The sequence below is a fragment of the Bartonella sp. B1099 genome (assembly GCF_944801835.1).
Taxonomy (GTDB): Bacteria; Pseudomonadota; Alphaproteobacteria; order Rhizobiales; family Rhizobiaceae; genus Bartonella.
Genome location: NZ_CALYLN010000001.1, coordinates 581704 through 596808, shown reverse-complemented (window position 1 = coordinate 596808; position 15105 = coordinate 581704). Strand labels below are relative to the sequence as shown.

Below are 15105 nucleotides of genomic sequence, written 5' to 3'. Positions count from 1 at the left end.
TCCAGATGATACGTGTTTTTATTTATACTTTTGTTGTTTGTATCTTTGGGTTAGCTTTCGGGTGGGTTGCTAATCATAATGGTATTTTTGTCCTCACATTTTTGAATTTCAGATTTTCTGCTTCATTGCTTACAGTATTAAGTGTGCTTACTTTGCTTTTTGTAGCGCTGGTGCTTTTGTGGTGGTTATTGTCTTTCTTTTTTTCCATACCGAGTGCGCTTTCCAATTATTTTTATAAACGTCATCGAAGGCGCGGTTATGAAGCTCTCTCAAAGGGGATTCTTGCAACTTTTGCTGGTGATGGTATGGTTGCGCAAAGAATGGAAGCACAGGTTGCTAAATATCTTGCAGGAAAACAAGAGCCATTGGTGAAACTCTTAAAAGCGCAAACCTTGTCTTTACAAAATAACTCTGTTCGGGCTATCGGTCTTTTTGAGGAGATGAGAAAGGAAGATCCGACAAAATTGGTTGGACTTTATGGTTTGTTTCGTGAGGCGATGAAGAGTAAAGCTTATGAGGCAGCGCAACAATATGCAGAAGAAGCGCTGTCTTTATCGCCAGCACTTGTGTGGGCGCATCAGGCGGTGCTTGATCGGTTGGGTGCTGAGGGTAAATGGGATCGGGCACTTACTGTTTTTGAAAGAGCACAAAAAGCTCTCCCGCGTTCTGCGCGCGTGACTCCAGAGCGACAGCATATACAGGTTTTACTGTTAAGTGGACAGGCTCTTCATCTGTTTGATACACATCCAGTACAAGCACGTGAAGCCATTTTGAAAGCTCATAAATTGGCGCCTGATTTTGTTCCAATAACGATTATAGCTGCTGATATTCTTTATAAATTAAATGAAACGCGTAAAGCGGATAAAATGATTATAGCTGCTTGGCAGAAGGATCCTCATCCTGATTTGGGGACACTTTATCTTGAAAGAGAAGAAGGAGCTATTGGGCGGTTGAAAAGGGCTAAGATACTTGCTTCTTATAATAAAGATGCATTTGAGTCAGCTTTCCTTATTGCTAAAGCCGCTTTGGATGCTGGTGAAATGGCATTAGCAAGAGAGCAGGCACAAAAAGCATTGCAGTATCATCCACGGGAAAGTGTTTATTTATTATTGGCAGATATTGAGGAAGCACAGGGAAACAATCAAGGTGCTGTGCGTCAATGGCTTTCCTTAGCTCTTCGTGCTGAACGTGATCCAGTATGGATGTGTGAGGGATCTATTTTTTCTTCTTGGTCAGCTGTTTCTCCAATCAGTGGACGTTTGGGTTGCTTTGAATGGAAAGCGCCTCCCCGTGTACCTTCTCTTACATTAGAGGCGGTCAATATTGTGTCAAACAGCCAAGATAAAAAGGACATGGTGGAAAAAACTGAAGGGGTTGAAGATAAGAAGCTTGAAAAATCAAAGCCTGTAGATGATTCTTTTTTGCATAATATGCAGGTGGACAAACAAGATATAAAAGAACAAGATGCAAAAACATTCAGCCAAATTCATTTAAATGTTGATGATCCAGGGGTTAAAACAGAAGAAGAGGACACGTCTTTATCGAGGAAAAAATTTCGTTTATTTTAAATTGCATCAACAGGGTAATTTGAGGGTTTTCTCAGAAGAAACAATGAATGTAGAAGAAAAAATATCGTTAATCTTATTCAATAAAATTATTCTCTTATGCTTTAAAAATGAAGTTTTGCTCGGTTGCAGAGGTGATTGATTAAAAAATGTTTTTAAATCAGAGATGTCTTGATAAAAAGCAAAAAAATAGCAAACCAAGGATTGCTGTCGTTATTCATCGGCGGTCTACCTATACTGGTCGTTTGGGAAAATTTTTACAACAAAATGGTTTTGTTCTTGATGTTTATCGTCCTATTTTTGGGCAAAAACTCCCTGATACATTAGAACATTATGCCGGTGTTGTTATTTTAGGGGGTCCAATGAGTGTGAATGACAGCGAAGCCTATATTGGTGAGGAAATTGATTGGATTTCGTTATCTCTAAAGGAAAATAAACCTTTTTTGGGTATTTGTCTGGGGGCACAAATGTTAGCGCGAAACTTAGGAGCACGCGTTGGTACAAGAAGTGATGGGACTGTTGAAGTGGGCTGGTATCCACTCGAAGTGACCCCACAAGGAAAGGAATTGATGAATTGGCCAGAAATGGTCTACCATTTTCATGATGAAGGTATTTATGATTTACCAAAAGAGGCAAAGCTTTTGGCAACAGGGTATACATATCCTACGCAAGCTTTCCGTTATGGAAAAAATGCATGGGGCTTGCAATTTCATGCTGAATTTACCCGCGCTATGATGCGGCGTTTGTTGGTGCGTTCGGCCCATAAATTGACCGAAAAAGGTGCTCAACCTGCTTGTGCACATTTAAAAGGGCGTTTAATCTATGATCAAGCTTTAAGCCAATGGTTTGAAGGTGCATTACGGCAGATCTTTTGTACACCGCCCGCACTGGTGTGAGTATGTACTTTATATTCTTAATGGGCTCACGACCTTTACGTAAAACAGAACGTCATTTAGTTGCATGGTTACGGGCTTGTTTTTAAAGAGACATTTCTCAAAGCATACTCAAGCACATTTCACGGTGCTGATCATGAATAGTATAATGATAAAGCTCCCATGGAATAATATAAAATACATAGAACACCGCCATTTTTATGCTTGTGAAGGAGTAAGCCGGCACCATCACACACTCTGTCCGACCCAATATTGTGACATCCCTTGGCATTTCTCGACGATTCATGAAAAGGCTTTTTGTCCTTTCTTGTGCCGTTTTTACCTCTACGTCAGCTTCGCTTTTGACGTGTAAGAAAATGGTTTTGATTAATTCAACCTGGAACAGGTTTGAAATGAGAGAATCTTACGAGATTCTGGACTCTCAATTCAACATGCAAAACAGTAAGTTATTACTGTAAATCAATTTGTCATTGTCATTCTTGTTGTACTGTAAAATAATGTCGTTTAAGGTTGAAGATAGACAGCGCATGTAAAACTTTACATATAAGGTATTTTTTGTTAGAAAGTGTAAAGGGTTCTCTTAAGAAAGTCTTGCTTCTTGAGCGTGTGAGATACTATACTTTAGGACGGTGAATTATGTCCTCCATAACGTGCTCAGTAGATAAAATCCGATAGATTAAGAAGCTGGATTGTTTATAGATTGGTGAATGTTTAAGAAACTTTATCCTTTTTAGGGTGGGGTGAAAATCAAAAGGTAAAGAAAGTTTTAAAGTTGTCTACGTCCTCTCAAATACCATCATCACAAAAAAGTTTTTCTTTGCGCTATTTATTATGGGGGCTGTTTTGTCTTGCTCTGATCCTCATTTATAGCGCTTTCTGGTTTTTTTTTCACGTAAAATAGAAAACTATGTTTCTGATATATCTGCAAAAGCATCTTCCGGTAATATGGCGGCCGTGTGTGAGAATGTGCGCAAGAATGGTTATCCTTTGCGTATCGGTGTTGTTTGTGACAAGTTTCAATTTTCTTGGCCTTTATACGGGATTTCTTTATCGACGGGGCGTTTGACAGCTGGTGCACCAATTTATGCACCTCATTTGGTCGAATTTAATGTTGATTCTCCTGCATCAATTGTTTTTTCTGGGAAAACTTCCATCGTATCCCATTGGCGTAAGTTGGTGATTGAAACAGAACCTTATTGGAAAACGGGTCAGACATTGAAGGTTATCGCTGAAGGGCTTGAACTTTCTCCTCTTGCCTCTTCTCTTGAGGATCAAAAGCTTCAAGAGGCATTAGGATCAAAAGCGACAGACAAAAAGGCAACACAACAAAGTGTTGAAAATCCGGCATTGTTGCAAGATAGTCCTGATGGGGTTTCACAGCCATTACAGCCAAAAGATGTCTCTCAAAAAATAACGACAGAATTTTTGCGTCTTGATCTTAAACATGAAAAGAAGCATTTCTCAGGAAATATCATTTTTGATGGTTTTGATATTTCTCCAATTTTTATATCTTCTTCTGTTGAAATTCCAAAAATCGATGGAAATTTGGAATGGATTTTAAATGATGCCTCTCTTCTGTCTGGCCATGAAGGAAAAAATTGGAAACAGCGTCTGTATGGAAAAAATGGCGTTTTAAAGCATGCTAAATTGGCTTTTCATACAGGTGGTGGGGTGCATATTAGTGGACCTTTTTCTTTTGATGATGAAGGATATTTGTCAGCAACATTCGAAATTGTTTGTATACAGCACGTGAAGTTTCTTGAGGCTTTGCAACATTTGTTTCCTGAAGAAACGGATAATTTTCAAGCGTTACTTTTTATTTTGAGTACACTGCCTAAAAATGCAGATGGCTCTCCCATTCTTCCCTTAACTATTAGCCATGGCTGGGTCAAATTGGGATTTTTAGAACTTGGTCGTCTTGCTCCACTTTAGGTTTGAGAAGAAATGAATAAGAGCGTCTGTATGGCTAGGTATTGCTTTATAAAAAGTGTCCACTGTTTTATATGTTGAATGAGAATCTTGAAGATTGTAAGACTCTCTTCTCATTTCAATCTTGTTCATATTGAATCAAACAAAATCCTTCCTCCTTGTATGTTGTGAATGGGAAAGCCATGTGGATCACTTGCTTAAGAAAGGGCTAAAAATGCCTCTTATGAACCGTCTCAATAGTTCAAAGGTATTGCACACATTAGGGGCTGGAAAAGTGTGTGAGGGCGCCGGCTTACTTCTTCATGTGTATAAAAGATGATGGTATAGATTTTATATTATTCCATGGGGGGTATCATTGTATTATTCATGGTCGGTGCCGTGAAATGTGCTAGGGTGCGCTTTGAGAGATGTCGTTTTAAAACACGCCGATGAATATGCGACGCAGTGTATTTTGTTTGGGGCGCTTTGTTTTATGTGAAAGTCGTGACTTTCTTAAAGAACGTGATAAACAAAAGCGTGAGGCAATCAAAAATCTCTATTGTTTTAAAAATATTGCTCTAAATTCTTTTGAAATCCGTAAAGCTAAATTAAAAAATGATGATAAGGATGGGAACAGATTTATACCTTTAAAACTCTACGTTTTCCCTAAATGAGATTGACTATTGTTTTAGAGATTACACAAACCGAGATACACAATTTTTTTTTGCTCCAATTTAGTATATAAAAGCTAAGACAGCTCGTAAAGTACAGAATCTTCTTAATATTTTTCTCAAACATACTGCTTTTAAATCTGAAAATTGATGTTTTTACGTTGAGAAATTAATTGTTAAAATCCATTCCTGTTGTCTTTTTGAAATTGTTATAAGTAATTCTGTTGTGATAGAGAGCGGAATTTTTATTTTGGGTGCTGCATCTCAAAACAAAAACTCCCGCTTCATCTTTGCTGGTTTGATCTGGTAGAATGGAACGGAAATTTTTAAACTGGATTGTTTTATAGTCATGTTAAGTTTGAAAGCCAGTATTTTGCAGTTGAGAAATCAACCCTGCTGCAAAAGTAAAACGAGAAATATTGAGATCATTTTCAATAAGGGCACTAATACGGTTTGTGACATTGTGAATATGATCTTCTTCTGTTTTTTTCCAAGTGGTAAAAGGATTCTCTTTTTTTCCATAATTTTTGAGAATTTTAATGACGATTTGCCGTAAGCTTTCGGAAATACTTTCTTTGGCTTGGCTTAAAGCCATACTGTCATAATAATCTACTACAGGAATAATACGACTTGCTTCGTTAATTCGGTTGATACGAATGATTTGCGCAAGTGAGAAATAGATCTCTGCAGTTTTAATAAGATCGCTGTTGCTTTGTTTTGCAATTAAAGAAATGTCACAGATGGTTGGAGCAGCTTCCAAGAGAGCCAGTTGTTTTGCTAATGCTTTTGGAGCCCCTTCTTCACTGTAGTGTCGTGCTTTTTCTTCAATCTTTTGCTTAATATCATTATCGTGAGAATGCATAAGCTCTTTTTCAATAACACTACGGGCTTGTTTTATTGTTTCTACAATTTCTTCTAATGGACGTGAGAGATCCATGTTGTGTAAACCCCAATTTGTTGTTTCAAAGAGCATTGGGGTCATTGCTGCGTAGAGTTTGTTTTGGACAAGACCGGGTATTTTATTATCAAGCTTATCAATTTGATCAGATAGTTGAGGAATTTCAAAACCATCACGGATGGCAATGAAAACACGAATAATATTTTCAGTCTTTTGTTCTGTTGCATCGTGGAGTTGCTTAACAAAAGTGGGACCTCCACGATTGACAAGATCGTTGGCAATCAGCGTTGCAATAATATTACGACGCAATTGATGGTTAATGACTTCCTTTTCAAAATTTTCTTGAATTTGGGTTGGAAAATAATTCAGCAAGGCTCTGTTGAAATAGTCATCATCAACAATGGGGCTATGAGCAATTTCTTCTTTGAGCGTTAATTTAGCATAGGCGAAAATAACAGCGAGTTCTGGACGGATAAGACCTTTGCCTTGGGTTATTCTTTGCCGTAAAACTTGCTCATCAGGGAGTACTTCAACTCTGCGATCTAAAAGCTTTTTTTGTTCCAAATCATGCATAAAACGTATTTGATAGGGTAAATCAGCAGTGCTTTGGCTTTCTGCTAAAGAAAGAGCAAGCGGTTGTAGATAATTGTTGCGCAAGACGAGTTGTTCGACTTGAGGAGTCATTTTTTTCAAGAGTTTATTGCGTTCTTCGCGGGTGAGTGTTTTAGCACGAAGTGCTGATGCAAGAACAATTTTGAGATTGACTTCAATATCAGAACAATTCACGCCGGCTGAATTGTCAATGGCATCCGTATTGCAGCGACCACCATTTGAGACATATTCAATCCGTCCACGCTGCGTAACACCAAGATTAGCCCCTTCACCAATAATTTTTGCACGCACTTGTTCTCCGGTAATGCGTATTGCATCATTTGCACGATCACCTACTTGGGCATCACTTTCTGTTGTGGCGCGGATGTAAGTCCCAATGCCACCAAACCATAAAAGATCAACAGGGGCTTTGAGAAGAGCAGAGATAATTTCAAAGGGGGTTCCTGTTTGTTTTTCGAAACCAATAGCCCCTGCTGCTTCAGGGGAGAGCGTAATGGTTTTTTCTTTTCGTGAGAAAATACCACCGCCCTTTGATAATTTGCTTTGGTTGTAATCCTGCCAGCTTGAGCGAGGTAGTTTGAAGAGACGTGCACGCTCTGCATAGCTTTCCTCTATGTTCGGATCTGGATCAATAAAGATATCGCGGTGATCAAAAGCGGCAATCAATTTTGTTTGTTTGGAAAGGAGCATTCCATTGCCAAAGACATCACCAGACATGTCGCCAACACCGACACAGGTGAAGGGCGTTGTTTGAATATCCTGATTAAATGATTCTCGGAAATGTCTTTTAACGGCTTCCCATGCACCTTTCGCTGTAATCCCAATTTCTTTGTGGTCATAACCTGCTGAGCCGCCAGAGGCAAAAGCATCATCGAGCCAAAAATGGTTTGCTTGGCTGATGGCGTTGGCTGTATCAGAAAAGGTTGCTGTTCCTTTGTCGGCTGCAACAACAAAATAGGGATCAGGGTCATCATGACAGATGACATTGTGGGGCGCACTTATTTTGCCGTTAACCAGATTGTCTGTGATGGAGAGCAAAGCTGTTATAAAGTCCGTATAAGCTTGTCGCGCTGCTTCTATGATAACAGCACGATCACTTGTTTGAGGAAGGCGATGGGGATAGAAGCCACCTTTTGCCCCTGCAGGAACGATAACTGCATTTTTAACTTGTTGGGCTTTGACTAAGCTAAGCACTTCAGTGCGATAATCGAGTGCGCGGTCAGACCACCGAATTCCGCCACGAGCGATAGGTCCAAAACGCAAATGGACTCCTTCAACTTCTGGTCCATAAACAAAAATTTCTCGATAAGGGCGTGGTTCAGGCAAACCTTCAATTTGGCGTGGATTTAATTTGGTGGCTAAAATACGCCGTGGACTGCCATCGCTAAGAGGTGTAAAGGCATTCGTTCGTAAACTCGCATCGATAAGGTTACTATACCGGCGTAAGATAAGATCATCATCTAAACCAGATACTTTCTGTAATTTTTCTTCAATGCGCCTTTGAATAATCTGTTGGTTTTTTGCTCGTTCTTTTTCTGTATGGCTTTGATGAAATTTTAAATGAAATAAAGCATAAAGCTCTTTGGTAATGTCAGGATAAGCATTTAAAGTTTGGGCGACACGATCTTGCGAGTAAGGAATTCCAGCTTGTTGGAGATAGCGCCCGTAATGGCGCAAAATAACAATTTCATGCCAATCAAGCTCAGCTGTTTGGGTGAGGGCATTAAAGGCGTCATTATCAGCATTTTGTGCCCAAATGGCTTCAAAAGTTTCGGCAAGCTTTTGACCGTCTTTTTCAAAATCGAGACTGAGCTGGAAAGTACTCTCTAATTGCATATCATGAAGATATACAGATTGCCCGTTGCCATCTGGTAATTCAAGGGTTTGTTCAGCAATAACACGAAATCCCATATTTTCAAGCAGTGGAACACGTTTGGAAAGAGCAAGGGCTTCATGGCGGTGAAAGAGACGAAGAGAAATGTTCTGTTTTTCTTTGTTTTGCGCGTGATAAAAGGTCACAAAAAGGGGGTTATCATCATGAAGACTGAGAATATGTCCGGCGTCTTTAATGGCATCTTCTGTTGAGAATAAATCACGATAACTGTTGGGAAATTCACTGGCTAGACGGGTTTGTGGTTCTGTTGTTTTATGGGTAAGAGCGATGGCTTGAACACTATCTTCCCAACTTCGTGCGATTGAACGAACATGTTGTTCAAGTGTGGTGCGCTCGTGAAGTGGAACAATTTCGCTTACTTTGCGATGGATAATATAATAGACACGGATAAGAGTGCTTTCCAGAAATAGCGGATAGGATTCAAAAAAGTCGCCTTTGTAAAGTTCAACAAAATGTTCGCCAACTTTTTCACGGAGGCTGCTGCTGTAATGGTCACGGGGTACATAGACAAGGATAGAAACAAAACGTCCAAAAGAATCAGTGTGGACGAGCACCCGCAAACGTGGACGTTCGTCTAATTGCAGGATAAGTTTGGCATTTTCTGTTAGTGTATCAACATCAACACGAAACATTTCATCTCTTGGATAGGTTTCTAAAACACTGATAAGGGCTTTTCCTGAATAATCAGCGTGATTATGTCCAAGGCGTTGAATGATGGTTTGGGCTTTTTCTTTTAAAAAAGGAATTTGCAAAATAGAGCGTGTATAAGCTGAAGAGGTAAAAAGCCCTACAATACGTAATTCTCCACAGAGCTGGTCTTCTTTATCAAAGATTTTAAGACCAATATAATCGAGCCAAACGGAACGGTGAATTTTGGAGCGGCTGTTCGCTTTTGTCACAATGAACAGGTTATCACTTTCCATAAAGGATAAGACTTCCTGGGGTGGTTCTTTCATACTTTCATCGTCAACAATATGAATAGAAGCATCCGCGAGTATACCAAGTTCGACGTTACTCGCTGTAAAAGATTTTATAGGTTTCTGATCTTTGATGAAGTTGTAAGTGCGCATGCCAAGGAAGATGAAATTATCGTCTGTGAGCCAGTGAAGAAATTCAATAGCCTTTTCGCCTTCTTGTTTGTAATGTGAGGGAAGGCTTGTTTGATAGGCATGAATATGCTTTTCAACTTCTTCAAGCATAGGTTTCCAGTCTCGTACAGCAGCATTAACCTGCTTAAGAACTAAGGTGAGTTCATGTTCAAGTTTTTGTATCTGCTGTTTGTTTAAAGACTCGATGTGAATTTGCATCAGACTGATGCGTTTTCCAGAAGTACAATCAAGAATAGGGTGTGCAATCAAATAAATATGGTTTTTGTGTTGATTGACGAGATTTAAAATAGAATCGAGAAGAAAAGGTTTGTTATCATTGACAAGGGTGATAACAGTTATAGGTCTGTTATTGCGGGTTAAATTTTGTTCAAAGCAGATAGTATTTTTTCCTGCCTGATGGAGATTAAAAGCTTTTACTGCGATGGCTGCGGCTTTTTGAAGTTCTTTATTTTCGTAATAAGCAATATCTTCTTTATCAGTTTGAGCAAAAAGGATTTTTTCTATTTTGTCTGGTGTGTTTTTTGTTTCTATTGTTTTTTGTTGTAACACATTTCTCTCCCTTTTTGCTCTTAGAGGTCTTTTCTTGTCTTCACATTAAAAGAAGACCATTATATCTTTTTATACTGTAACACTTTCTTCTTAAAGAAAATAGCTCTTTATTTGAAAAGAATGACTTTGTTTTTGCTCTTTTTTAGTAATAATTTGCACTTTAAAGAAATATTTTGCATCAACAAAAGGGACTTTTTAGTATTTTTGTATGGTAATAGTTTGTTTTTCTAAATATACGAAATGAAAGTAAAGAGAGAATTAGAAGTAAAGAGAGAATGACTCGTTTACCAGAAAGACTTTTAAGTGGTTATCAAAACTTTATAAATAATCATTTTTTATATAAAACAGCAGATTATCAGCAATTGGCAATTGAGGGACAGAAACCTGAAGTTTTGGTTATTGCTTGTTGTGATTCGCGTGCTGTCCCAGAAATGATTTTTGATGCTAAACCAGGGGAAATTTTCACCCTGCGCAACGTGGCAAATGTGGTTCCTCCTTTTTCTCCTGATAACCAATATCATGCAACATCAGCGGCTCTTGAATATGCCGTGCAATTGCTTGAGGTGAAACATATTGTCGTTTTTGGGCATGCCCATTGTGGAGGGGTTCTTACGGCTCTTAAGGAGACGTGTAAATCTTTATCGTCAAATGATTTTATTGGCCAATGGATTAGTCTTTTAGCACCAGCCGCAGAAATCGTTTTGAATAATAAGTCGCTCTCTTGGCCAGAAAAACAAACGGCTTTAGAGCAGCTTTCTATTCGCCATTCGTTGAGAAATTTAGAGACGTTTCCGTGGATAAAGTTCCGAAAAGATCAAGGTATTTTAACATTGCATGGGGTTTGGTTTGATATCTCTAGCGGAAAATTATGGAATATGGAACAGGAAACAGGGTGTTTTATGTGTGTTGAAGTTGAAAGTTTTGAAGTGTAGTATTTGTTGTTTTTATTTCTTCATATAAAGACATTTTATGATAAAACTTGACAAAGCTGGGGTTTTATTGTTTGAAGGAGCAAGCTTTCAGTGACAAAATTAACTTGGAGCCACCGACTGAGACCCCAGTTTAAGGGTATGAAGAGATCTCAGAGGTCAACATTCGACGGCGCGATGCGTTCTCGGGTGTTCTTTTGGTTTGTTTGTTATGCAACTTTGTTCGGAAACAATGAGGTAAATAATGTTTGAATCCTTACAAGAGCGACTTGGTTCTATCCTGTCTCATTTGACGGGGCGTGGTGCTTTGTCGGATCAGGATGTTGCAGAGGCGCTGCGTGAAATTCGTCGCGCTTTATTAGAAGCTGATGTTGCTCTTGATGTTGTTCGTTCTTTTACTGATAGGGTGCGGGAAAAAGCCGTTGGGACTGAGATTGTTAAATCAATTAAACCAGGCCAAATGGTGGTTAAAATTGTTCATGATGAATTGGTTCGTATTCTTGGAAATGAAAGCGTTCTGAGTGATTTGAATGCACCTGCTCCCGTTGTTATCATGATGATTGGTTTGCAAGGTTCCGGAAAAACAACCACAACAGCAAAGCTTGCAAAACGTTTCACTGATAAGCACAATAAAAAAGTTCTCATGGCGTCATTAGATACACGTCGTCCCGCTGCACAGGAGCAATTGCGCCAATTGGGAGAACAAGCAAAACTTGCAACTTTGCCTATTATTGCGGAACAATTGCCCGTTGATATTGCTGCACGTGCTGTGCAAGCTGCTAAATTGGGCGGTTATGATGTGCTTCTTCTTGATACTGCAGGGCGTAATCATATCGATGAAGCTTTGATGCTTGAATTGGCTGAAATTAAAGCATGTTCTCTTCCTCACGAAATTATGTTGGTGGCTGATAGTTTGACGGGGCAAGATGCTGTTCATCTTGCGCGTTCTTTTGATGAGCGTGTAGGGATTACAGGAATTATTTTAACACGGATGGATAGTGATGGGCGTGGGGGTGCGGCTCTTTCTATGCGTGCTGTGACGGGCAAGCCAATTAAAGCCATTGGAACTGGTGAAAAAATAGAGGCTTTGGAAGAGTTTCATCCCAGTCGTATTGCTGATCGTATTCTCGGAATGGGCGATATTGTTTCTTTGGTTGAAAAAGCGGCTGAAACAATGGATCATGAGAAAGCTGCTGCTTTTGCAAAAAAAATGCAGGCCGGAAAATTTGATCTGAATGATCTTGCAGAACAGTTGCAAAAAATGAAAAAACTCGGTGGAATGGGCGGTATTATGGGTATGTTGCCAGGATTGGGTAAGGTGAAAGAGCAGATTGCGGCGGCGGGTCTTGATGATCGTTTGTTTAATCGTCAATTGGCTATTATTTCATCCATGACACCCCAAGAGCGTGCGAATCCGGAGCTTTTAAAACATAGCCGCAAACAACGAATTGCGAAGGGGTCTGGGACAACGGCGGCTGATATTAATAAACTTTTGAAGATGTATCGCCAAATGGCTGATATGATGAAAGCCATGGGTGGTAAAGGCAAAAGCGGCTTTATGGGAAAAATGTTAGGAGGCCTTGGCTCCAAAATGGGTTTTGGAGGGATGGGAGGTGCAGATTCTTCAGCTGTGCCTGATTTATCGGGATTGGATCTGAAGCAACTTTCAACGCTTCAAAAACAGATTGAAAATGGCCATGGAGGGAAGGTCTTGCCCGGACTTCCCGGACGTGATCCTACATTTCCTGGTCTTTCCAATGGCATTGCCGATAGGGGAAAACTTCCTCAGCATTTTAAGAAAAAATAAGATGCAAAGAGGGAAAGGAATGTGATGCAGGAAACAGTATTAAACGAATTGGCGCATTTACGAGCATCTATTGATAATTTTGATGCAACTTTGATTCATATTTTAGCAGAGCGTTTTCGTTGTACAAAGGCTGTTGGGCGCTTAAAAGCCCGTTATGATTTGCCTAAAGTAGATCTTCTGCGTGAGCAACATCAGATCGCACGTTTGCGGCAATTGGCTATGGAAAGTCATCTTGATCCTGATTTTGCTGAAAGATTTTTAAAGTTTATTATTAAAGAAGTTGTGCGTCATCATGAAGTTATTGCTGAAGAGCAAAAAACAAAAAAAGTCAATTTAAACGAAAGCCAGAGCTGACAATAGGAGAAAAATATGGCATTGAAAATTCGTTTGTCCCGTGGAGGTTCAAAGAAACGTCCTTATTATCATATCGTTGTGGCGGATGTTCGTAGTCCGCGCGATGGGCGATTTCTTGAACGTGTTGGTGCATGGGATCCAATGTTGCCTAAAGATGGACCGAGGGTGAAACTTAATGAAGAACGTATCCAATATTGGCTTGGGCAAGGGGCTCAACCAACAGATCGCGTTTTACGGTTTTTAGATGCCGCTGGCTTAAAAAAACGTCCAACCCGCAATAACCCACATAAAGGTGAACCGGGTAAAAAAGCACAAGAACGTATAGCAGCAGCAAAGCAGGCAGCAGAGGAAGCAGCAGCTGCGGCTGACGCAGAATCTGCTTCAGAATAAGAAGCATGATTGCTTAATCAACGCTTTTTAAAAAAATTCTAGGAGAATAAATATTATCCGTTTTTGCCAATCAAAAACGGATCTTCTTTAAAAGAATGTTTATTTAAAACGGCGTTGGTTGTTTTAAAAGTTCAATTTTGAAAATCTATGGCTTTAAAAGTCGATGGCGCGGCCCTTAATTTCCCAGTCTCCATAGCGGGAAGGGTCTTTGCCGCCACGTCCACCGTTTTCCAACGGGTGTTCTTTTTTTGCTTCGTCTTTTCGCCTTGCTTCAGCTTCTTTAAGGGCGCGTTGTGCTGCGGGAGGAAGAGATTGCTGTTTAACAATAGTTGAATTTTTTGGGCTTGTTTTTTCATCTTTTTTATTCATTTTACACCTATTCCATTGAAGAAGCAGAAAGAAAACCCCATCATATATATAGCATTGGTAGACTTTTATCATGGAGTTTTTTGAGTAATGAACATAATGCGTACAGCCATGCTTTTGGCTTTTTTAACGGCCCTCTTTATGGGGGTTGGTTATCTTGTTGGAGGGGGCAGTGGTATGGTCATTGCTCTTTTAATGGCAAGTGGTTTAAACTTTTTTTCTTATTGGAATTCAGATAAAATCGTTTTACGTATGTACGGGGCGCGTGAGGTTGATCAGCATTCCGCACCCGTTTATTATAAAATCGTAAGCGATTTAGCTAAAAAAGCTTCTCTTCCTCAACCAAAGGTTTATGTGCTTGATAGCGTGCAGCCGAATGCTTTTGCAACAGGACGTAATCCTCAAAATGCTGCTGTTGCTGCGAGTCGTGGCTTGTTAGAGCGGTTAAGTGCAGAAGAAATTGCTGGCGTTATGGCGCATGAGCTCGCACATATTGAGCATCGCGATACCTTAACCATGACTCTAACAGCAACGATTGCAGGGGCAATTTCAATGCTTGGTAATTTTGCTTTTTTTATGGGAGGACAGCGTAGCTCTTCGGAGGATTCTCATGGTGCGGGGGCAATTGGAGGATTTATTGCATTGCTCGTGGCACCTTTTGCTGCAATGCTCGTGCAAATGGCCATTAGCCGTACGCGTGAATATGCTGCGGATCGGAGAGGCGCTGAAATATGTGGTAATCCTTTATGGTTAGCTTCGGCATTGCGTAAAATTGCTGATGGTGGGCATGGGGTTTACAATGAAGAGGCAGAGCATAATCCAGCAACCGCGCATCTATTTATTATCAATCCTTTGCGCGGTGAGGGAGCGGATAGTCTTTTTTCAACACATCCAGCAACGGCAAATCGTATTGCTGCTCTTTATCGGCAAGCAGAAGAGATGAAAGGGGCTCTTGCTGAAAGTGGCGGATGGAATAGAGAAGACGCTATAAATAAAAAAAGCAACGAGAAAAATTATGAAGATTTTCGCAGTCAGGCTCATGCATCAGGTGAGAAAGAAGATGACACTTTTCAGCGAGTCACAAAACGTCCTTCTTGGCTTCGTTATGAAAATTCAAAAAGTTCTCGTTCATAGAGTTTTTGAGGAGATTTCTAGGAGAT

Annotated in this window: 10 protein-coding genes; 8 read left to right on the top strand and 2 right to left on the bottom strand. The window is 39.9% G+C overall.

What is annotated here, in order from left to right; all coding sequences use genetic code 11:
* Positions 1–5 precede the first annotated feature (5 nt).
* The 3 genes from NNJ73_RS02650 to NNJ73_RS02640 all read left to right on the top strand — a co-directional run bounded on the left by NNJ73_RS02650 (position 6) and on the right by NNJ73_RS02640 (position 4390).
* Positions 6–1568 (top strand): heme biosynthesis protein HemY, encoded by a 1563-nt coding sequence (locus NNJ73_RS02650; protein WP_254492594.1) that lies wholly within the window; start codon positions 6–8, stop codon positions 1566–1568.
* Between the two features lie 146 nt (positions 1569–1714).
* Positions 1715–2461, top strand: a complete 747-nt coding sequence (locus tag NNJ73_RS02645) for a glutamine amidotransferase (RefSeq protein WP_254492593.1) — start codon at positions 1715–1717, stop codon at positions 2459–2461.
* Positions 2462–3403: 942 nt separating this feature from the next.
* Positions 3404–4390, top strand: a complete 987-nt coding sequence (locus NNJ73_RS02640) for a DUF2125 domain-containing protein (protein WP_254492592.1) — start codon at positions 3404–3406, stop codon at positions 4388–4390.
* A 999-nt stretch (positions 4391–5389) separates the two neighbouring features.
* Here NNJ73_RS02640 and NNJ73_RS02635 read toward each other — a convergent pair.
* Entirely contained in the window at positions 5390–10099 is a 4710-nt protein-coding gene (locus NNJ73_RS02635) for an NAD-glutamate dehydrogenase (protein ID WP_254492591.1), read from the bottom strand.
* 275 nt (positions 10100–10374) lie between these two features.
* Between NNJ73_RS02635 and NNJ73_RS02630 the strand changes: the two genes are divergently transcribed.
* From NNJ73_RS02630 to rpsP, 4 genes are all read left to right on the top strand, one after another.
* The gene (locus NNJ73_RS02630) at positions 10375–11031 is read left to right on the top strand and encodes a carbonic anhydrase (protein ID WP_254492590.1); all 657 of its coding nucleotides are present in this window, start codon (positions 10375–10377) and stop codon (positions 11029–11031) included.
* Positions 11032–11272: 241 nt separating this feature from the next.
* Positions 11273–12835 (top strand): signal recognition particle protein, encoded by a 1563-nt coding sequence (ffh, locus tag NNJ73_RS02625; protein WP_254492589.1) that lies wholly within the window; start codon positions 11273–11275, stop codon positions 12833–12835.
* Positions 12836–12859: 24 nt separating this feature from the next.
* Positions 12860–13189, top strand: coding sequence for a chorismate mutase (locus NNJ73_RS02620; RefSeq protein WP_254492588.1), 330 nt, complete (start codon positions 12860–12862; stop codon positions 13187–13189).
* A 15-nt stretch (positions 13190–13204) separates the two neighbouring features.
* Complete coding sequence (rpsP, locus tag NNJ73_RS02615) at positions 13205–13579, top strand: 30S ribosomal protein S16 (protein ID WP_005774248.1); 375 nt, start codon at positions 13205–13207, stop codon at positions 13577–13579.
* 153 nt (positions 13580–13732) lie between these two features.
* Here the strand turns inward: rpsP and NNJ73_RS02610 are convergent, their stop codons facing one another.
* Entirely contained in the window at positions 13733–13948 is a 216-nt protein-coding gene (locus NNJ73_RS02610) for a DUF1674 domain-containing protein (protein ID WP_254492587.1), read from the bottom strand.
* A gap of 87 nt (positions 13949–14035) precedes the next feature.
* On the opposite strand from NNJ73_RS02610, the gene htpX reads away from it, so the two are divergent.
* Positions 14036–15079: a zinc metalloprotease HtpX gene (htpX, locus tag NNJ73_RS02605; RefSeq protein WP_254492586.1), complete on the top strand. Its 1044-nt coding sequence runs from the start codon at positions 14036–14038 to the stop codon at positions 15077–15079.
* Positions 15080–15105: the final 26 nt, after the last annotated feature.

Coding starts and splice junctions, on each gene's coding strand:
- NNJ73_RS02650 (WP_254492594.1), top strand. CDS start 6: ATGATACGTGTTTTTATTTATACTTTTGTTGTTTGTATCTTTGGGTTA.
- NNJ73_RS02645 (WP_254492593.1), top strand. CDS start 1,715: ATGTTTTTAAATCAGAGATGTCTTGATAAAAAGCAAAAAAATAGCAAA.
- NNJ73_RS02640 (WP_254492592.1), top strand. CDS start 3,404: ATGGCGGCCGTGTGTGAGAATGTGCGCAAGAATGGTTATCCTTTGCGT.
- NNJ73_RS02630 (WP_254492590.1), top strand. CDS start 10,375: ATGACTCGTTTACCAGAAAGACTTTTAAGTGGTTATCAAAACTTTATA.
- ffh (WP_254492589.1), top strand. CDS start 11,273: ATGTTTGAATCCTTACAAGAGCGACTTGGTTCTATCCTGTCTCATTTG.
- NNJ73_RS02620 (WP_254492588.1), top strand. CDS start 12,860: ATGCAGGAAACAGTATTAAACGAATTGGCGCATTTACGAGCATCTATT.
- rpsP (WP_005774248.1), top strand. CDS start 13,205: ATGGCATTGAAAATTCGTTTGTCCCGTGGAGGTTCAAAGAAACGTCCT.
- NNJ73_RS02610 (WP_254492587.1), bottom strand. CDS start 13,948: ATGAATAAAAAAGATGAAAAAACAAGCCCAAAAAATTCAACTATTGTT.
- htpX (WP_254492586.1), top strand. CDS start 14,036: ATGAACATAATGCGTACAGCCATGCTTTTGGCTTTTTTAACGGCCCTC.